Source organism: Mycobacterium sp. 852014-50255_SCH5639931 (genome assembly GCF_001665605.1).
In the GTDB taxonomy this organism is placed as follows: domain Bacteria; phylum Actinomycetota; class Actinomycetes; order Mycobacteriales; family Mycobacteriaceae; genus Mycobacterium; species Mycobacterium paraffinicum.
In genome coordinates this window covers 43,694-62,561 of record NZ_LZSV01000010.1, presented here as the reverse complement: position 1 = coordinate 62,561, position 18,868 = coordinate 43,694, and the positions used below count along the sequence as shown (strand labels likewise).

18 protein-coding genes are annotated in these 18,868 nt (G+C 69.0%); 11 read left to right on the top strand and 7 right to left on the bottom strand.

What is annotated here, in order from left to right; genetic code table 11:
* The first annotated feature begins 43 nt into the window (after positions 1–43).
* The 8 genes from ctaD to A5758_RS04785 all read left to right on the top strand — a co-directional run bounded on the left by ctaD (position 44) and on the right by A5758_RS04785 (position 8,488).
* Positions 44–1,804: a cytochrome c oxidase subunit I gene (gene ctaD / locus A5758_RS04820; protein WP_067210920.1), complete on the top strand. Its 1,761-nt coding sequence runs from the start codon at positions 44–46 to the stop codon at positions 1,802–1,804.
* Positions 1,805–1,818: 14 nt separating this feature from the next.
* Positions 1,819–3,057 carry a phosphoserine phosphatase SerB gene (gene serB / locus A5758_RS04815; protein WP_067737217.1) on the top strand — a complete coding sequence of 413 codons (1,239 nt, stop codon included), beginning with the start codon at positions 1,819–1,821 and terminating at the stop codon, positions 3,055–3,057.
* A 94-nt stretch (positions 3,058–3,151) separates the two neighbouring features.
* Complete coding sequence (locus A5758_RS04810) at positions 3,152–3,982, top strand: ABC transporter ATP-binding protein (RefSeq protein ID WP_067737214.1); 831 nt, start codon at positions 3,152–3,154, stop codon at positions 3,980–3,982.
* Positions 3,979–4,800, top strand: coding sequence for an NUDIX domain-containing protein (locus tag A5758_RS04805; protein WP_067737211.1), 822 nt, complete (start codon positions 3,979–3,981; stop codon positions 4,798–4,800). The genes A5758_RS04810 and A5758_RS04805 overlap by 4 nt, the downstream gene beginning before the upstream one ends.
* Positions 4,797–5,561, top strand: coding sequence for an enoyl-CoA hydratase (locus A5758_RS04800; RefSeq protein ID WP_067210824.1), 765 nt, complete (start codon positions 4,797–4,799; stop codon positions 5,559–5,561). The genes A5758_RS04805 and A5758_RS04800 overlap by 4 nt, the downstream gene beginning before the upstream one ends.
* 10 nt (positions 5,562–5,571) lie before the next feature.
* On the top strand, positions 5,572–6,546 hold the full coding sequence (locus A5758_RS04795; protein WP_067737208.1) for a class I SAM-dependent methyltransferase: 975 nt from the start codon (positions 5,572–5,574) through the stop codon (positions 6,544–6,546).
* A complete protein-coding gene (locus A5758_RS04790) occupies positions 6,543–7,745 on the top strand; it encodes a class I SAM-dependent methyltransferase (protein ID WP_197503769.1) in 1,203 nt (400 codons plus the stop codon). The genes A5758_RS04795 and A5758_RS04790 overlap by 4 nt, the downstream gene beginning before the upstream one ends.
* Positions 7,746–7,804: 59 nt before the next feature.
* On the top strand, positions 7,805–8,488 hold the full coding sequence (locus A5758_RS04785) for an esterase (RefSeq protein ID WP_067737206.1): 684 nt from the start codon (positions 7,805–7,807) through the stop codon (positions 8,486–8,488).
* Positions 8,489–8,491: 3 nt separating this feature from the next.
* Here A5758_RS04785 and A5758_RS04780 read toward each other — a convergent pair whose 3' ends face one another.
* Both A5758_RS04780 and A5758_RS04775 read right to left on the bottom strand, forming a co-directional pair.
* Positions 8,492–8,881: a DUF6264 family protein gene (locus A5758_RS04780; protein WP_067737203.1), complete on the bottom strand. Its 390-nt coding sequence runs from the start codon at positions 8,879–8,881 to the stop codon at positions 8,492–8,494.
* 18 nt (positions 8,882–8,899) lie between these two features.
* Positions 8,900–10,153 (bottom strand): PQQ-binding-like beta-propeller repeat protein, encoded by a 1,254-nt coding sequence (locus A5758_RS04775; protein WP_067737522.1) that lies wholly within the window; start codon positions 10,151–10,153, stop codon positions 8,900–8,902.
* 177 nt (positions 10,154–10,330) lie between these two features.
* Here A5758_RS04775 and A5758_RS04770 point away from each other — a divergent pair, with 177 nt between their 5' ends.
* Positions 10,331–11,068 (top strand): acyltransferase, encoded by a 738-nt coding sequence (locus A5758_RS04770; RefSeq protein WP_067210645.1) that lies wholly within the window; start codon positions 10,331–10,333, stop codon positions 11,066–11,068.
* Positions 11,069–11,186: 118 nt separating this feature from the next.
* Here A5758_RS04770 and A5758_RS04765 read toward each other — a convergent pair whose 3' ends face one another.
* From A5758_RS04765 to A5758_RS04750, 4 genes are all read right to left on the bottom strand, one after another.
* The gene (locus A5758_RS04765; RefSeq protein ID WP_067737199.1) at positions 11,187–11,738 is read right to left on the bottom strand and encodes a DUF4333 domain-containing protein; all 552 of its coding nucleotides are present in this window, start codon (positions 11,736–11,738) and stop codon (positions 11,187–11,189) included.
* Positions 11,739–11,865: 127 nt separating this feature from the next.
* Positions 11,866–13,194, bottom strand: coding sequence for a deoxyribodipyrimidine photo-lyase (locus tag A5758_RS04760; RefSeq protein WP_067737196.1), 1,329 nt, complete (start codon positions 13,192–13,194; stop codon positions 11,866–11,868).
* Positions 13,195–13,209: 15 nt separating this feature from the next.
* Positions 13,210–13,689 carry a TspO/MBR family protein gene (locus tag A5758_RS04755; RefSeq protein WP_067737193.1) on the bottom strand — a complete coding sequence of 160 codons (480 nt, stop codon included), beginning with the start codon at positions 13,687–13,689 and terminating at the stop codon, positions 13,210–13,212.
* Positions 13,686–15,764 (bottom strand): MMPL family transporter, encoded by a 2,079-nt coding sequence (locus tag A5758_RS04750; RefSeq protein ID WP_082939583.1) that lies wholly within the window; start codon positions 15,762–15,764, stop codon positions 13,686–13,688. The genes A5758_RS04755 and A5758_RS04750 overlap by 4 nt, the downstream gene beginning before the upstream one ends.
* A gap of 160 nt (positions 15,765–15,924) precedes the next feature.
* Here A5758_RS04750 and fni point away from each other — a divergent pair, with 160 nt between their 5' ends.
* Positions 15,925–16,971: a type 2 isopentenyl-diphosphate Delta-isomerase gene (fni, locus tag A5758_RS04745; RefSeq protein ID WP_067737188.1), complete on the top strand. Its 1,047-nt coding sequence runs from the start codon at positions 15,925–15,927 to the stop codon at positions 16,969–16,971.
* An 11-nt stretch (positions 16,972–16,982) separates the two neighbouring features.
* Positions 16,983–18,233: a glycosyltransferase gene (locus tag A5758_RS04740; RefSeq protein ID WP_067737186.1), complete on the top strand. Its 1,251-nt coding sequence runs from the start codon at positions 16,983–16,985 to the stop codon at positions 18,231–18,233.
* Here the strand turns inward: A5758_RS04740 and A5758_RS04735 are convergent.
* A complete protein-coding gene (locus A5758_RS04735) occupies positions 18,230–18,814 on the bottom strand; it encodes a MarR family winged helix-turn-helix transcriptional regulator (RefSeq protein WP_067737183.1) in 585 nt (194 codons plus the stop codon). The genes A5758_RS04740 and A5758_RS04735 overlap by 4 nt on opposite strands.
* Between the last annotated feature and the right edge of the window lie 54 nt (positions 18,815–18,868).

Here is an 18,868-nt window from a genome sequence, read left to right as displayed (position 1 = left end):
CTGTTTTTGGGCCCCTGTCCTATCCGGATGTTTGGAGAAGCTGTTGACAGCCGAAGCGCCCCCCTTGGGAGAACTCGAGGCCGTTCGTCCGTACCCGGACCGGACCGGCCCCAAAGGGAACCTCGTCTACAAACTGATCACCACCACCGATCACAAGATGATCGGCATCATGTACACGGTCACCTGCTTCGTCTTCTTCTTCATCGGCGGACTGATGGCCCTGTTGATGCGCACCGAGCTGGCCGCGCCGGGACTGCAGTTCCTGTCGAATGAGCAGTACAACCAGCTGTTCACCATGCACGGCACGATCATGCTGCTGCTTTACGCGACGCCGGTCGTGTTCGGGTTCGCCAACCTGGTGCTGCCGCTGCAGATCGGCGCGCCCGACGTGGCTTTCCCGCGGCTGAACGCCTTCTCGTTCTGGTTGTTCCTGTTCGGCGGTCTGACCGCGTCGGCCGGCTTCATCGTCCCGGGTGGGGCCGCCGACTTCGGCTGGACCGCCTACACGCCGCTATCCGACGCCGTCCACTCGCCCGGCGCCGGGGGAGACCTGTGGATCACGGGCCTGATCGTCGCCGGTCTGGGCACCATCCTGGGTGCTGTCAACATGATCACCACCGTGGTGTGCATGCGCGCACCCGGCATGACCATGTTCCGGATGCCGATCTTCACGTGGAACATCCTCGTAACGTCGATCCTGATCCTGATCGCGTTCCCGATCCTGACCGCCGCGCTGTTCGGGCTGGCCGCCGATCGACATCTAGGGGCCCACGTCTACGACGCGGCCAACGGCGGGGTGCTGCTGTGGCAACACCTGTTCTGGTTCTTCGGCCATCCCGAGGTGTACATCATCGCCTTGCCATTCTTCGGGATCATCACCGAGATCATCCCGGTGTTCTCCCGCAAGCCGGTATTCGGTTACACCACCCTGGTCTACGCGACGCTGTCGATCGCCGCGTTGTCGGTGGCGGTGTGGGCGCACCACATGTTCGCCACCGGAGCCGTTCTGCTGCCGTTCTTTTCGTTCATGACGTATCTGATCGCGGTGCCCACCGGGATCAAGTTCTTCAACTGGATCGGCACGATGTGGAAGGGGCAAATCACCTTCGAGACCCCCATGCTGTTCTCGGTGGGCTTCCTGGTGACCTTCCTGCTGGGCGGTCTGACCGGCGTGATGCTGGCCAGCCCCCCGCTGGACTTCCACGTCACCGACACCTACTTCGTGGTCGCGCACTTCCACTACGTGCTGTTCGGCACGATCGTGTTCGCGACGTTCGCCGGCGTCTACTTCTGGTTCCCGAAGATGACGGGCCGGCTGCTCGACGAGCGGCTGGGCAAGCTGCACTTCTGGCTGACCTTCATCGGCTTCCACACCACCTTCCTGGTGCAGCACTGGCTCGGCGACATGGGCATGCCCCGCCGCTACGCCGACTACCTGCCCTCGGATGGCTTCCAGCCGTACAACATCGCCTCGACGGTCGGCGCCTTCATCCTGGGCGCGTCGATGTTCCCGTTCGTCTGGAACGTATTCAAGAGCTGGCGCTATGGCGAGGTCGTGACCGTCGACGACCCGTGGGGTTACGGCAACTCGCTGGAGTGGGCGACCAGTTGCCCGCCGCCGCGGCACAACTTCACCGAGCTGCCCCGGATCCGTTCGGAGCGACCGGCTTTCGAGCTGCACTACCCGCACATGGTGGAGCGGCTGCGTGCCGAGGCGCATGTGGGGCGCCACGCCACGGCTCTCGAATCGCCGAAGGGATTCGGTCCGCGGACCGAGCCCGATCGCTCGACCCCTGAGCAGTAGCGGCTGAGTCGGGGGTGAGCACACCACCGAAGGTGTCGGTGCTGATCACCGTCACCGGAGTGGACCAACCGGGCGTCACCTCGGCCCTGTTCGAGGCGCTCTCCGGGCACGGCGTCGAGCTGCTCAATGTCGAACAGGTGGTGATTCGACACCGCCTGACCCTGGGCGTGCTGGTGTGTTGTCCCGCGGACGTCGCCGACAGCCCCGAGTTTCGCCGTGACGTCGAATCGGCCATCCGCGGGGTGGGCCTCGACGTCAGCATCGAGCACAGCGACGACGTGGAGATCATCCGGGAGCCCTCGACGCACACCATCTTCGTGCTGGGCCGGCCCATCACCGCCGGCGCGTTCGGCGCGGTGGCCGGGGCGGTGGCCGGCCTGGGGGTCAACATCGACCTCATCCGCGGTGTCTCCGACTACCCGGTGACCGGCCTGGAACTGCGGGTCTCGGTGCCGTCGGGGTCGGAAGCCGTGCTGCGGACGGCGCTGAACCAGGTGTCCGCCGAGAAGCGCGTCGACGTGGCCGTCGAGGACTACACCCTGGAGCGGCGGGCCAAGCGGCTGATCGTGTTCGACGTGGACTCGACGCTGGTGCAGGGCGAGGTGATCGAGATGCTGGCCGCTCGGGCGGGCGCTGAGGGGAAGGTCGCCGCCATCACCGACGCAGCCATGCGGGGCGAGCTGGACTTCGCGCAGTCGCTCGAACAGCGGGTGGCCACCCTGGCGGGTCTGCCGGCCACCGTGATCGGCGAGGTCGCCGATCAGCTGGAGCTGATGCCCGGGGCCCGGACCACGCTGCGGACGTTGCGGCGCTTGGGTTTTCACTGCGGTGTAGTGTCCGGCGGCTTCCGGGGGATCATCGAGCCGTTGGCCGAGGAGCTGATGCTGGACTACGTCGCCGCCAATGAGCTGGAGATCGTCGACGGCAAACTCACCGGGCGGGTCGTCGGCCCCATCATCGACCGCGCGGGCAAGGCCGCGGCGCTGCGGGAGTTCGCGGAGCGGGCCGGGGTTCCGATGGCGCAGACCGTCGCCGTCGGCGACGGCGCCAACGACATCGACATGCTCGCGGCGGCCGGGCTGGGGATAGCGTTCAACGCCAAACCGGCGTTGCGAGAGGTGGCCGACGCCTCGCTTAGCCACCCGTACCTGGACACGGTGTTGTTTCTGCTGGGCGTGACCCGCGGCGAAATCGAGGCCGCCGACGCGGTGGACGGGGAGGTCCGCAGGGTGGAGATCCCGCCCGACGAGTAGCGGCCCCGGTACGGCACGATGGTCGGGTGCCCAAAAACGGACGCCGGAGGTGAGCCTCGAGGATTCGAGAGAATCCGGGGGTGGAGCCGACCAGATGAGTGAGGCAGCCGACCCCGATCTGCTGATCGACTTCAGGAAGGTGTCGCTGCGGCGCGGCGGCCACACCCTCGTCGGGCCGTTGGATTGGGCGGTCGAACTCGACGAGCGCTGGGTGATCGTCGGCCCGAACGGGGCCGGCAAGACGTCGCTGCTGCGGATTGCCGCGGCCGCCGAGCACCCCTCGTCGGGCGCGGCCTTCGTGCTCGGCGAGCGGCTGGGCCGGGTCGACGTGTCGGAGTTGCGCTCCCGGATCGGTCTGAGTTCGTCGGCCCTGGCGCAGCGGGTGCCCACCGACGAGGTGGTGCGCGACCTGGTGGTCTCGGCCGGTTACGCGGTGCTGGGCCGCTGGCGGGAGCGCTACGAGGACGTCGACTACCGCCGGGCCATCGACATGCTGGAGAGCCTGGGCGCCGAGCACCTCGCGGACCGGAGCTACGGAACGCTGTCGGAAGGCGAGCGCAAGCGGGTGTTGATTGCCCGCGCTTTGATGACCGATCCGGAGCTGCTGCTGCTCGACGAACCGGCCGCCGGCTTGGACCTGGGTGGGCGCGAGGAGTTGGTGGCGCGGCTGGCCGACCTCGCGGCCGACCCCGACGCGCCCGCGCTGGTGCTGGTCACCCACCACGTCGAGGAGATCCCGCCTGGCTTCAGCCACTGCATGCTGCTGTCCGAAGGAAAGGTGGTCGCCGCGGGGCTGCTGACCGACGTCCTGACCTCAGAGAACCTGTCCACCGCGTTCGGCCAGTCGATCGCCCTCGACGTCGTCGACGGGCGCTATTTCGCCCGCCGCGTCCGCACCCGCGCAGCCCACCGGAGGCAGCTATGACGTCACCAAACGAAGAGACCCCACTGGTGCCGCGCCCCGCGGCGACCGTGATGCTGGTCCGCGACGACCCGGGCGGGATCGCCGTCTTCCTGATGCGCCGGCACGCCAAGATGGAATTCGCGGCCGGCACGATGGTGTTCCCCGGCGGCGGCGTCGATGACCGCGACCGCAACGCCGACATCGCGTGGGCCGGCCCGCCGCCCCAGTGGTGGGCGCAGCGGTTCGGCATCGAGCCCGACCTGGCCGAGGCGCTGGTCTGCGCGGCAGCCCGGGAGACCTTCGAGGAATCCGGGGTGCTGTTCGCGGGGCCCGCGGGCGACCCGGACGGTATCGTCGGCGACGCCTCGGTGTACGCCGACGCCCGCCGCGCGCTCGCCGACGGCACGTTGTCGTTCGCGGATTTCCTGCGCCGGGAGAACCTCGAGCTGCGCTCCGACCTGCTCCGGCCGTGGGCCAACTGGGTCACCCCCGAAGCCGAGCGCACCCGGCGCTATGACACCTACTTCTTTGTGGGCGCCCTGCCGCACGGGCAGCGGGCCGATGGCGAGAACACCGAATCCGACCGCGCCGGCTGGACCACGCCGCAGGCCGCCATCGACGACTTCTCAGCCGGCCGCTGTTTTCTGCTGCCGCCGACGTGGACTCAGCTGGATTCGCTGGCGGGGCGGACCGTCGCGGAAGTGCTGGCCGTCGAACGGCAGATCGTCACGGTGCAGCCGCACCTGGAGATCCAGGGCGACAACTGGGTCTTCGAGTTCTTCGACTCGGGCCGCTACCACCAAGCACGCGAAGCCGGCGGGATGGGGTGGCGGCATTGAGCGAGTTCGTCAGCACCGTGGTCAGCGACGGCTCGCGAGACGCCGGGCTGGCCATGCTGCTGCTGTCGCGACCGCCGACGAACGCGATGACCCGCCAGCTCTACCGGGAGATCGTCTCCGCGGCCGCCGAACTGGGGGAGCGCGACGACGTGGCAGCGGTCATCCTGTTCGGCGGCCACGAGATTTTCTCGGCCGGCGACGACATGCCCGAACTGCGGACGCTGACCGGACCGGAGGCCGAGACGGCTGCCCGGGCGCGGCAGCAGGCCATCGACGCCGTCGCGCGGATCCCGAAGCCGACCGTTGCCGCGATCACCGGATACGCGCTGGGCGCCGGGCTGACGTTGGCCCTGGCCGCCGATTGGCGCGTCAGCGGTGACAACGTGAAGTTCGGCGCGACGGAGGTCCTGGCAGGCCTCATCCCCGGCGGTGACGGCATGGCCCGGCTGACCCGTGCGGCCGGGGCGAGCAAGGCGAAGGAACTGGTGTTCAGCGGCCGGTTTTTCGACGCCGAGGAGGCGCTGGAGCTGGGCCTGATCGACGAGATGGTAGCCCCCGACGACGTGTACGACGCCGCCGCGGGCTGGGCGCGCCGCTTCCTCGACGGCCCGCGGCACGCGTTGGCCGCCGCGAAGGCCGGCATCAACGACGTGTTCGAGCTGAGTCCGGCCGACCGGGCCGCCGCCGAGCGGCGCCGCTACGTCGACGTGTTCGCCGCTGGTGGCAGCGGTGAAGACGACTCCGAATCCGGCGCCCGTTAGGCTGCCCTGCATGACGACGAGTTCGACCGATGCCGTTCCCAACCCGCATGCCACAGCCGAGCAAGTGGAAGCCGCCCGGCATGACAGCAAGCTGGCCCAGGTCCTCTACCACGACTGGGAAGCGGAGTCCTACGACGAGAAGTGGTCGATCTCTTACGACCAGCGCTGCGTGGACTACGCGCGGGACTGCTTCGACGCCATCGTGCCCGACGAGGTGCAACGCGAGCTCCCCTACGATCGGGCCCTCGAATTAGGCTGTGGCACCGGGTTTTTCCTGCTCAACCTGATCCAGTCCGGGGTCGCCCGCCGCGGATCGGTCACCGACCTGTCGCCCGGGATGGTCAAGGTCGCCACCCGAAACGGGCAGTCGCTGGGGCTGGACATCGACGGCCGGGTCGCCGACGCCGAGGGCATTCCGTACGACGACAACACCTTCGACCTGGTAGTCGGGCACGCCGTGCTCCACCACATCCCCGACGTCGAGCTGGCGCTGCGGGAGGTCGTCCGGGTGCTGCGGCCGGGCGGCCGGTTCGTGTTCGCCGGCGAGCCGACCACCGTCGGCGACACCTACGCCCGCACGTTGTCGACCCTGACCTGGCGCGTCGCCACCAACGTCACCAAGCTGCCCGGTCTGGACGGCTGGCGGCGACCGCAGGCCGAACTCGACGAATCCTCCCGCGCCGCGGCGTTGGAGGCCCTCGTCGACCTCCACACCTTCACCCCGGGCGACCTGGAGCGGCTCGCCGTCGACGCCGGTGCGGCCGAAGTTCAAACGGCCACCGTGGAATTCACCGCCGCGATGCTGGGCTGGCCCCTGCGCACGTTCGAATGCGCGGTGCCGCCCGGGCGGCTCGGCTGGGGCTGGGCGAGGTTCGCGTTCACCAGCTGGAAGACACTGAGTTGGCTCGACGCCAACGTCATGCGCCACCTGGCGCCGAAGGGCTGGTTCTACAACGTGATGATCACCGGGGTCAAGCCCTCCTGAGTGACGGCCTCACGTTCGGCGCCGGGGACGTCCGTTATCTGCGGTCGGAATCGGGCGCCGCGGCGCTGGCGGAGGTCGCCGACCTCGAGCTGACCGACGCCACCCGGGTGACCGATGTCGCCGCGGTGCGTGCCCGGTTCGGCGACCGGGCGGCGGTGTTGGTGGAGACGACGTTGCTGCGCCGGCGCGCCGCCGAGAAGTTGAGCGGGCTGGGCTCCGAAATCCCGGTGTCAGAATGGCTTTTCACCGATGAGGCGCTGCAGCAGGCCACCGCGGCGCCGGTGGCTTTGCACCGCGCCAGGCGGCTCGCCGAGGCGGGAGTCGTCGTGCACGACGCGACCTGTTCGATCGGCACCGAGTTGGCCGCGCTGCGCCGGGTCGGGGTCCGGGCGGTAGGCAGCGACATCGATGCGGTGCGGCTGGCGATGGCCCGGCACAACCTGGGCGGGGCGGCCGATCTCTGCCGCGCCGATGCGCTGGTGCCGGTGACCCGCGACGCCGCGGTGCTCGTGGACCCGGCGCGACGTGGCGGCGGGCGCCGCCGCTTCCGCGTCGATGACTACCGGCCGGGCCTCGGTGCCTTGATCGACACCTATCAGGATCGCGATCTCGTCGTAAAGTGCGCTCCCGGAATAGACTTCGACGAAGTGAGCCGACTCGACTTCGATGGCGAGATCGAGGTGACGTCCTATCGCGGCGCGGTGCGGGAGGCGTGCCTGTGGTCGCGCGGACTGGGACAGGGCGGTGTTCGCCGGCGGGCCAGCGTCCTCGATCGCGGCGAGCAGATCACCGACACCGACCCGGACGACTGCCCGGTGCGGCCGGCCGGGCGATGGATAGTCGATCCCGACGGTGCGGTGGTCCGGGCGGGGCTGGTTCGCCATTACGCGGCGCGGCACGAGCTGTGGCAACTCGACCCCGACATCGCCTACCTGTCGGGGGACTCACTGCCGGCGGCGGTCCGCGGCTTCGAGGTGCTCGAGCGGCTGGCGTTCGACGAGCGACGGCTCCGCCAGGCGTTGTCAGGGCTGGACTGCGGGACGCTGGAGGTCCTGGTTCGCGGAGTACGGGTCGACCCCGACGCGCTGCGGCGACGGATGCGGCTGCGCGGTAGCCGGCCGCTGTCCGTGGTCATCACGCGCATCGGGTCGGGGGCCGCCGGTCGCGCGACGGCGTTCGTATGCAGGCCCTCGCGGTAGGCTGGTGGGATCGCTCTTGGAGGCGCCAGCCCCGCCTAATCTGCAAGGACAATAGAAGGATGCGTTATCTGATAGCGGCAGTGGTGCTCGCATCGGCGGCCCTGTTGGGCTGGCCGGCCGCCGCCGCCCCACCGTCGTGCGCCAGCGTCGGCGGCACCGTGGAGGACGGCCAGATGTGCCGCGTGCGCGCCACCGGCCCCACCTACATGCTCAACATGGTGTTTCCCGCCGACTATCCCGACGAGCAGGCGCTGACCGACTACATCACGCAAAACCGGGACGGTTTCGTCAACGTCGCGCAGAGCTCCGGGTCGCGCGATCAGCCCTACCAATTGGAGGCGACCACCGAGCAACGCAGCTCCGGTCAGCCGCCGCACAACACCCGCAGCGTGGTGCTCAAGCTCTTCCAGGACCTCGGCGGGTCGCACCCCTCCATCTGGTACAAGGCGTTCAACTACAACCTGGGGAAGAAGCAGCCCATCACCTTCGACAACCTGTTTGCGCCGGGTACCACGCCGCTGGACAGCATCTTCCCGGTCGTGCAGCGCGACCTGGCACGCCAAACCCCTTTGGGCGCAACCATTTTCCCCTCGACCGGTCACGATCCGACGCACTATCAGAACTTTGCCATCACCGACGACCAGCTGATCTTCTACTTCGCGCCCGGTGAGATGCTGCCGGCGTTTGCCGGGCCGGTCCAAGCCGAGGTGCCCCGCAACGCCGTCCCGCCGCTAGCGCTCTGACAGCTAGACCGGCCCGGCCAGTGTCTCCATCGCCGCGGCGCCGACGGCCAGCGCCACCTGCGCGAGGCAACCGAGCAGCGGAACGAAGAACGCGGTGCGGCGCCGGGTGAGGCGGCGGATGGCGACCACCAGGGCGATGACGAAGACGACGGCGCCGCCGCCGAGACCCAGGAACATGGCGCGATCGATCCATGCCGGGTCGCCGCACTTCTGGGAGCCGCACGGGTCGGTGCCCATGACGAACAGGCTCAGCACGCCGATTGTGACGGCGACCAGGAAAGCGTGGACGGCGAGCAGCACAATGGTCGCGGTGCGGTCCACCGCCAGGTTGCGCTCGCTTTTTCCGGAGTAGGCGGCGACAGCGCCCTGCATCTCGTCGTCATCGGTGGCCATGGGCTCAGTATGGCCCGGTCATGCCGGTGCGAAACCGTACACCTGGCCATCGCTGGTCGCGGCCACCACGCGGCGATCGGTGCCGACCGCGACCCCCACCGGATAGCCGGTGGCTGCCGGAAGCGGATAACTGCCCTGCGTGTGGCCATTACCCGGATCGAAGGCCAGCAGCGACATACCGGGCGCGCCGTTTGCGGCCGGGGCGCTGACGACCGTGTACCCGGCGCCGGCGCCGGCCAGGCTCGACGACGACAGCGGGACGACGTCGTCGCGGCGCCACGCCTGATCGGCGTGATCGCCCGCGTCCTTGAATGCCACCAGCCGGGTGTCGGGCCCGCCGCCCGCCACGATGAGGCCGTCGGGCGTGACCGCGGGCGGCGTCTGTGCCAGGAATCCCAGCGGCGCCGACCATTTCACTTTCCCGTCGGCGGCGTGCAGTGCCCACAGTCGTTGGTCGCGGCCGTTGACGTAGACGGTCGACCCGTCGGCGGACAGCACCGGGCTGGCGATGACACCGTCCCCGACGGCGTCGCTGGTCCACTCCCGGGACAGCAGCGGGGTCTGCCCTGGGTGATACTTCAGCCCGACCAGCCCCGCGCCCGGGGCGCCCGGCTGCCAGACGCCGAGCACCGCCATCTGGCTGGCCGCCGAAAAAGCGGGTGCGGCTGCCACCGGGCATCCCTGCCGCGCCGGCGCGCAATCGGCCAGCCCGCGCGTCGCGTCGGTTGGATCGACGCCGTCGACCAGATCCATCGGGCTGCCGACCACCGCGCCGCGGTGCGCCTCGAAGACCAGCACCTGACCCAGGTGCGTCGCCACGAGCAGCTGCCCGTGTCCGAGAAACCGCGGCGTCGCGGGCATTCCGATCACCGGCTGCCGCCATCGCGTCCACTGCGTCACCGGGAAGGAGAGGAACGCCCCGGGCTGGCCGACGTAGAGGTTGTCGAACCCGTCGAAGAGCGGTCCCCCAAAGCCGCCGCCCTGGAACAGCCGCACGCACCAGCGCTGCCGGCCGTTGTGGTCGTTCTCCCACTCCATCAGCGAACATCCGGCCGGCGTCTGCGCGTTGAGGGCCAGGTAGCCGCGCGCGCTCAGCGCCGGGCCCGCGGCCAAGCTCCCCTTGACGGAGCGCGTCCACCCCAGCGCCAGCTTGGTGGCGCCGTTGGTGCCGGTGTAGCTGCTGTTGGCAGCGTCGCCGTATTGCGCGGGCCAACCGGCCGACGCTGACGCCTCCACCCACGAGTCGGTGTTGGCGCAGCCGCCGAGCCCCATCGTGATCGCGGCGGCCAGCAGCGCGGATGACCAACGCCGAAGCCCACGCAGCAGATGTCGGGCACGCACTTGGATTCCCCAGATCCTTTCCGCGGACGTCGGCATGGGCAGCGATCGAGTACAGGTGAGGGTAACCCGTGGAGATCTCGGCGCGGTTGATCGCTAGGCTGTCCGGCCATGACGAGCATGTGGGGCGCGCCGGTCCATCGCCGCTGGCGTGGATCGAACCTGCGGGACCCGCGCCAGGCCAAGTTCCTCACGCTGGCGTCGCTGAAATGGGTGTTGCGCAACCGCGCCTACACACCCTGGTACCTGGTGCGCTATTGGCGGCTGCTGAAGTTCAAGCTCGCCAACCCGCACATCATCACCCGGGGGATGGTTTTCCTGGGCAAGGACGTGGAGATCCACGCGACGCCCGAACTCGCGCAGCTGGAGATCGGTCGCTGGGTGCACATCGGCGACAAGAACACGATCCGTGCCCACGAGGGCTCGCTGCGGTTCGGCGACAAGGTGGTGCTGGGCCGCGACAACGTCATCAACGCCTACCTCGACATCGAGCTCGGCGATTCGGTCCTGATGGCCGACTGGTGCTACGTCTGCGACTTCGACCACCGCATGGACAACATCAACCTGCCGATCAAGGACCAGGGCATCGTGAAGTCGCCGGTGCGGATCGGGCCCGACACCTGGGTGGGGGTGAAGGCGACGGTGCTGCGCGGCACGGCCATCGGGCGCGGCTGCGTGCTGGGGTCACACGCCGTGGTCCGCGGTGTCATCCCCGACTACTCGATCGCGGTCGGCGCGCCGGCCAAGGTGGTCAAGAACCGCCAGCTCGCCTGGGAGAGCTCGGCCGCCCAGCGCGCGGAACTGGCCGCGGCGCTGGCCGACATCGAGCGCAAGAAGGCTGCGCGCTAGAAAGTTGGCTAGGCAGCCGGCGGTGACCCGCAGCGCCCGGCTTCGCCGCGCCCGCGATCACCGCTAGGCAGCCGGCGGTGACCCGCAGCGCCCGGCTTCGCCGCGCTCGCGATCACCGCTAGGCAGCCGGCTCAGCGTGGTCGTCGACCTTGAAATCGAAGTTGACGTCGCCGGCGTCGACGTTGGTGACGGTCACCGCTATGCCGTATTTGTCGTTGCCGTCGACGAGTTGGCACCGTAGCGTCGCGCCCTGGACGCCCTTCAAGTTGTCGGGGCAGGTCACCGCGTCCGGTCGCCTGCCCACCTGTTGGGCCAGCTTGTTGCTGATGATGCTGGCGACCTGGTTCTTGTCGACCGTCTCGGCCATGTCGAACTTGACGTCATTGCCGTTCACGCTCGTCACGGTCACGTTGACATTGAACGTCTGGTTTTTGACCTTCATCTCGCAATTAAGTTGCGCCCCAACCTTTGCCGGCAGATCGTTCGGGCAGGTCACCGAATCGGGCTTGTTGCCCGCGGCGTCGGTGAGCTTCGAGGTGATCTGGCCGGCCACATCGCTCTTGCTGACCGTGTGCGACGAGCCCACGGAACACGAGCAGGCGCTGACGCCGGCCAGCAACCCCGCGGCGGCACCGGAGACCAGCAACGTCCGAACGATGAAGTGCGTCATTAATGCCTCCCGGGCGGCTTGACAACTGTGAATCGGCTGATAATTGCATGCCAACTAGCTCCGGGTAGGCGATTGAGCAAACATTCACACAGGCGACAATTCGTTGCTGAGCGAGCCGGCCCGTGGCTCAGATGCTCTGGTAGCGCCGCAGCGCTTCGGCGCGCTCGGCGCCGTGGTCGACCATCGGCGCCGGGTAGTCGGCCGGCCGGTCGCCCTTGCGCAGGTGTGCGTCGTCGACCGATCGGAGCTCGGAAACCCACCGCCGGATGTACTCCCCGGACGGGTCGAACTTCTCGCCCTGGGTGGTCGGGTTGAACACCCGAAAGTACGGCGCGGCATCGGTACCGCAGCCCGCGCACCACTGCCACCCATGCTGGTTGTTTGCCATATCCCCGTCGACCAACTGATCCAGGAACCACTCGGCGCCCCACTGCCAGGGCAGGTGCAGGTCTTTGACCAGAAACGATGCGACGATCATCCGCACCCGGTTGTGCATGAAGCCGGTCTCGCGCAGTTGACGCATCCCGGCGTCGACCATCGGGAAGCCGGTTTCGCCGGCCTTCCAGGACTCGAAGCGGCGTTTCGCGTCGGAACCCGTGTCGGTACGGATGCCGTCGAACTGGCTGTTCCAATTGCGCCAGGCGCTGGCCGGCCGGTGATGCAGCACATCGGCGTAGAAGTCGCGGAACGCCAACTCGCGCACATAAGCCTGGGCCCCGTCGTGACGGAGGTCGAGATCGGCGACCATGGTGCGTGGATGGACGCTGCCGAACTTCAGGTACGCCGACATCCGGCTGGTGCCGTGCATATCGGGCCGATTACGTTCCTCGGCGTAGCGTTGCAACCCGTTGTCCACGAACGACTTCCACTGTTTGCGGGCCGCGGCCTCGCCGGCAGCGATGTCGAGTTCGGCGCCGGGATCCGGGATTTCGGCTTGCTCGAACGGCAGCTCCGCCGGATCGAGCCAGCGCGCGGAGCCGGCGCTCGATTTCGCCGGTGCCCGCCAGCCGGACTCGCGCCACTGGCGCAGAAACGGGGTGAACACCTGGTAGGGGGTGCCGTCCTTCTTGGTGACCCGGCCCGGCGAGACCAGGTACGGCGATCCGGTGGCCACCAGGGGAACGGAATCCAATGCGGCACAAACCTTTTCGTCACGGCGCTTGCCGTACGGCGCGAAATCCTCGGAGATGTGCACGGCCGACGCACCGATCTCCCCGGCGATGCGCGGGATCACCTTGTCGGGCCGCCCACGGGCCACCAGTAGCCGGCCATCCAGGTCGTCACGCAGCTGTCGCAGCGAGTCACCCAGGAACTGGAGGCGGCGCCGGCCGGAGGAAGCCTCGAGCTTCGGATCGAGCACGAAACAGGCGAGCACTTCGCCGTCGTCGGCCGCGGCATTCAGCGCCGGATGGTCACCCAGCCGCAGGTCGCGGCGAAACCATAAGAGGGTCGGCATGATCCGATGGTTTCCTCAGCGGTTCAACCGCCAAACATGGGTCGCCAGGACGGTCGCGAAGGAACACCACAGCGGGTACGCCGACAGGGCCAGTCCGGCCCGCGGGTCGGCTTGCGCGGTCCGACGCGCGAGGTCGACGCTGCTGGCCGTCAGGGCGGCGGCACCGACCGCGGACGCGCCGAGTTTGTGGAAACGGAAGAAGAGCCAGCTCCATGCGGCGTTGAGAACAAGATTGAGCCCGAGCGCCGCGGCGTAGCCGCGTGCCTTGTCGTGTTGTCCCGCCGCGCGAAACCGGTCGATGGCCACGGCGGACGTAACCGCGATGTCGCCGTAAAGGGTGGTCCACGCCACCGGGAAGGCGGCGTTGGGGGGCTGGTACGGCGGCTTGCGCAGCCGCGCGTACCAGCTGGAAACGGCCTTGGCGCTCGCGATGCTTCCGGATCCGCCGGCGACGGCGACGGCGAGGCTTGTCGCGGCCAGAGTTGACTTGTTCACGGCGTGCTCCGTTCGTGTTGATATTCGACTTGCGCTGCAACGGCTTTGGCGGGTTTCGGTGCGGCGGGCCACCAGATACGGTCACCGATGACGGCGAACAGCGCGGGGATGACCAGTGTGCGGACCACGAAGGTGTCCAGCAGGATGCCCAGGCCGACGATGATTCCCAGCTGGGTCAGCACGATCAGCGGCAGCACGCCGAGCACGCAGAAGACGGCGGCCAACACGGTTCCCGCGCTGGTGATGACGCCGCCGGTGGCCGACACCGCCGCGACCATCCCGGCACGCGCGCCGCGCCGCGCGGACTCCTCGCGCGCGCGGGTGACCAGAAAGATGGTGTAGTCCACCCCGAGGGCGGCCAGGAACAGGAAGGCGAACAGCGGCGTGCTGTTGTCCAGCGCCGGAAAGCCGAAAACGTGGCTGCTGGCCCATCCGCCCAGGCCGAGCGCGGCCAGCGCCCCGAGGATCGTCGCCGCGAGCAGCGTGGGCGGCGCAAGTGCGGAGCGCAGCAGAACATAGAGCACGACGAGGATGACCGCAAGAATCGCCGGGATCAGCAGATGCCGGTCGTGGGTGGCCGCGTTGCGAACATCGAGTGCCTGCGCATCCGCTCCGCCCACCAGCGCCGCCGGGTTGGCGGACTTGGTCGTATCACGCAGCGCGGCAATGGTATTGAATGCCCGATCGGATGATGGCGGCGCGTCGATCACCACCGACCATTTGGCCAGCCCGGACGCCGAGTGGCCGGAATCGGTCGCCGAGATCACGCCGGGGGTCGCCTTGATGGCCTGCGGCACCCGCGGGTCGGTGGGAGCGACGACGAGCGTGGGGTTGGCCAGGCCGGCCGGAAAATGCGCGGCCACAATGTCGTAACCGGCCACCGAATCCGCGTGCACCCGGAACTGCTCGGTCTGCGACAAACCGATGCGCGTGCCCATTAGGCCGGTGGCAAGGGCCGCCAGACCGGCGATCGCGACGACCGCGACCAGCGCCGGACGCCGGTTCACCCACTCCCCGACGCGATGCCAGGCACCGGAATCCGTGGTCGGGTTGTCCTCGGGGCGGGGAATGAAGGGCCAGAACAATCGACGACCGCACAGTCCCAGCAGCGGTGGCAGTATCACCAGGGCCGACACCGCGGCGATCACGAGTCCGCACGCCCCCAGCGCGCCCAGGCTGCGTGTGCTCGGCGTCGAGGCGAACAGCAAGGTGAGCAACGCCAGCACCACGGTGGCATTGCTGGCGACGATCGCGGGGCCGGCCATCCGCACCGCGCGGCGCAAGGCGTCTCGATGTTCGCTTGCGTGCCGAAGCTCCTGCCGATAGCGCGAAATCAACAGCAGCGCGTAGTTGGTGCCCGCGCCGAACACCAGGACACTGGTAATTCCGGAGGTGGCGCCGTCGAAGCTCAGCCCGGTCAGCGACGCCACGGCGGTACCCAGCGCCGCGGCGACCCGGTCGGCGAACCCGACCACCAGCAGGGGCAGCAGCCATAGCACCGGGGAGCGATAGGTGACGATCAGCAGCAGTGCCACCACCGAGGCCGTCACCGCGAGCAGGGTGACGTTGGCATTGGTGAATGCGCCGGCGATGTCGGCGCCGAACGCCGGGCCGCCCGTGACGTGGACCTGCAGCTCCGCCGGCAGGCCGGTGGAAGCGGTTTTGCGCAGGTTGGCGACCGCGTCGCTCAGGGTGAGGCCCGACAGATCGGCGCTGACGGGCACCACCCCGATGGTCGCCTTGCCGTCGGCCGACACCTGCGCCGGCACGGCGGCACCGTCCGGCCGTATGGCGGCCTGCATGCGGTCGCGGGCCGCCTGTGCGGCGGTGATGTCGGCGGGGGCGAGCGCGGCGCCGTCGGTGCGGCTGACGACCATGATCAACGGAACGTGGTCCCCGCCGGGAAACTGGCGGGCCATGGCGTCGACCCTGGCCGAATCGGACGTCGTCGGCACGGACAACGGCGCCTGGCCCGCCGCCCCGTTTGCGCCGACGACCACCATGAAACCGATGCCGAGCAGCACCGCACCCAGCGCGAACAGCCACGAGCGCCGTCCCGTCAGGGCTGCGGCCATGCCATCCCACACCACGGATCAAAGTCTTTCAGTATATTAAACATTAATCAACTGAAATTACGCATCGTCACGCATTCGGGCGCCGACGGCACGCAACAAGGGGCACTATGAACATTATGGATGTGAGGGGCCGGGGGTTCGTCGCGCCGGGGTGCCCGCTGTGACGGCCGACCGCGGGCCGCTGACCACTCGCAAACGGCGGCACATCGACGTGTGCCTCGGTGAGCAGGTCAACTACGAGCAGCTCAGTACGGGGCTGGAGCGCTACCAGCTGCCCTACAACGCGCTGACCCAGACCAGCCTCGGCGACATCGACCTGTCCACCAAATTCTTCGGTGCGAACCTGCGGTCGCCGATTCTGATCGGAGCGATGACCGGCGGCGCCGAGTTGTCGGGCACCATCAACCGGAATTTGGCCGTCGCCGCTCAACAGCTTGGCGTCGGGATGATGCTCGGCTCGCAGCGGATAATGCTCGACAGCGCGCTCGGTGAGCGCGCGGCGGCCAGCTTCACCGTTCGTGATGTGGCCCCGGATGTCTTGCTGTTCGGCAACATCGGCCTGGCCCAGCTGACCGAGGCCGCCGTGCCCGAGCTCGCGAAGGCTCTCGATCGGGTGGGCGCCGATGCGCTTGCGGTGCACACCAATCCGTTGCAGGAAGCGATGCAGAGCAACGGTGACACGGACTTCTCGGGGTCGTTGGCCAGGCTGCGGGGTGTGGCCGACGCGATAGATTGCCCCGTCCTGCTCAAGGAGGTCGGTCACGGGATCGGCGGCGTGGCGGCCGCGGAACTCGTTGGGGCCGAAGGGGACTTGCCGGTTTCCGGGATAGACGTCGCGGGCGCCGGCGGCACGTCATGGTCGCGGGTCGAGCAGTTCGTCCGCTACGGCGAGCTGCGGTACCCGCACCTGGCGGATTGGGGCATCCCGACCGCCACGGCGATCGTGGAGGTGCGGGAGGTGCTGCCGGAGATCCCGCTGGTGGCTTCGGGCGGTATCCGCACGGGTATGGACGCGGCCAAGGCGATCGCGTTGGGCGCCGACGTCGTGGCGGTGGCTCGGCCGCTGCTGCCGGCCGCGATCGATTCCGCTGCGGCCGTTGTCGATTGGCTGCAGCCGTTCATCGACGAGCTTCGCGTCTGCCTGCATGGCTGCGGTGTCGCAAGCCTTTCCGGGTTGCGCGCCGTCGAGCTCGCGCCAGTCTCGTAGCGGCGTGTGACATGGCGGTGATACTGGCCTACGGGTCGCCGGCCCTCGGGCACCTGCTGCCGGTCGGGGCGCTGCTGGCCGAGCTCGCCGCCCGCGGTCACGAGGTTCACGCCCGCACCATGGCGGCCGGCGTCGCGACGATGTGCGGGGTCGGTGTGCACGCCGAGCCCGTCGCCCCGGACATCGAGGCGATCGTCGGCGAGGATTGGCGGGCCCGAAACGCCTTGGAAGTGTTGAAGTTAACCATCGACGTGCTCTGCCGGCGCGCGGTGCTCGAAGTCGAGGACCTGCGGCGCGCGGTGGACGCGGTCCGGCCGGATGCGATCATCGTGGACGCGAACTGCTGGGGGGCGATGTCGGCCGCGGATGCCGGAAGCATCCCATGGCTGGTGTTCTCGCCCTTCACGCCGTACCTGCGGTCCCGTGGCGTTCCGCCCTTCGGTCCGGGCTTTCGACCGCTTCCCGGCATTGTCGGCGACTTCCGGGACGCCTCGGTGCGACCGATCGTCCGGCACCTGTTCGACCGGCCAATGCTGCCGCGAGTCAACGCCATTCGCACCGGGCTGGGGGTGCCGCCGGTCGCCTCGGTCGACGACTTCGTGCGGCGCGCGCCGCTGCTGCTGGCCGTCGGTGGCGAGCCCTTCGAGTATCGGCACCCCGGCTGGGCCGGTTTGGTTCACCACATCGGCGCGTGTGTATTCGAACCCGCTCAGCGGGCCACGCCGGAGTGGGTCGCCGCCATCGAGCGCCCGGTGGTGCTGGTGAACACGTCCTCGATAAAACAGTCGGACGCCGCCCTGGGGCGGACCGCGCTGCGGGCGCTGGCCGATGAGCCCGTCCACGTGGTGGCGACGTTCCCCGCGGGCATACCCCCCGATCTTCCGCGGCCACCCAACGCGACCATATGCCGCTTCGTCCCCCACGGGGCGGTGCTGGAGCGCGCCAGCTGCGCCATCACGCACGGGGGGATGGGAACGACGCTGAAAGCCCTCGACCGCGGCGTACCCGTCTGCGTGGTGCCGTTCGCGCGGGACCAGGCCGAAGTCGCCCGGCGCGTCGAGGTCGCTCGCTGCGGCACCCGCCTGGCGGCCAAACACCTCACCGTGGCGCGGCTGAGGGCGAAGGTACGCGCGGCGATGACGATGGCGGACGGCGCGCGCCGCGTGGCCGCCGGGTTCGCCGCGACCGGAGGTGTGCAGCGCGGGGCGGACCTGATCGAGCAGCGGGTGCTCGGCCCGGCGGCCCGGCGGCCGGTGCGTTAGGTCGGGCGATCGCCGGTCTTACTCACCGACCGGCGCCGGCCCTTGGCCGGCGCGCTTTTGGCTTCGCTCGCCGACGGCTTGGGGGTCGCCGCCTCGAATTGCGATTCGAAGGTGGACATCGCCTCCATCATCGCCAGGAAAACCCGGTGTGCGGCGGCCAGATCGCGGTCGGACAGGTCGGCGAGGGCCGCGCGCAGTTCCGCGCCCAGCGGGGTGAAGAACGAGCGGGCCAACGCCATGCCCGGCTCTTCGTAGCGGAGCAGCGTCTTGCGCCGGTCGACGGGATCGGGCTCGCGCCGCAGGTGGCCGGAGTCGATCATGCGGTCGACCAGGTAGGTGATCGCGGCGGGGGACACGTCCAGCCGCTGGCGCAACTGCGCCGGCGTCAGCGGCGTCCCGGCGGTTTCGGCGACCATGATGTGCAGCAAGGCGTGCAAGTCGGTGCCGCCGACATCGTGCTGGCGGGCGAAGTGCCGTCCGATGCGGTCCGATTGCGCTGTGAGTGCGCGCATGTCGGCCGACATCAACTTCTCGAGTTCGGCTCGGTCTAGTCGCCGATCAGCGGCGCCGCGCTTGGTCACTTACCTGTGTCCTTCTGCAAGATTCGCCGCTCAGCGTATCGGCGACCGCCGCGC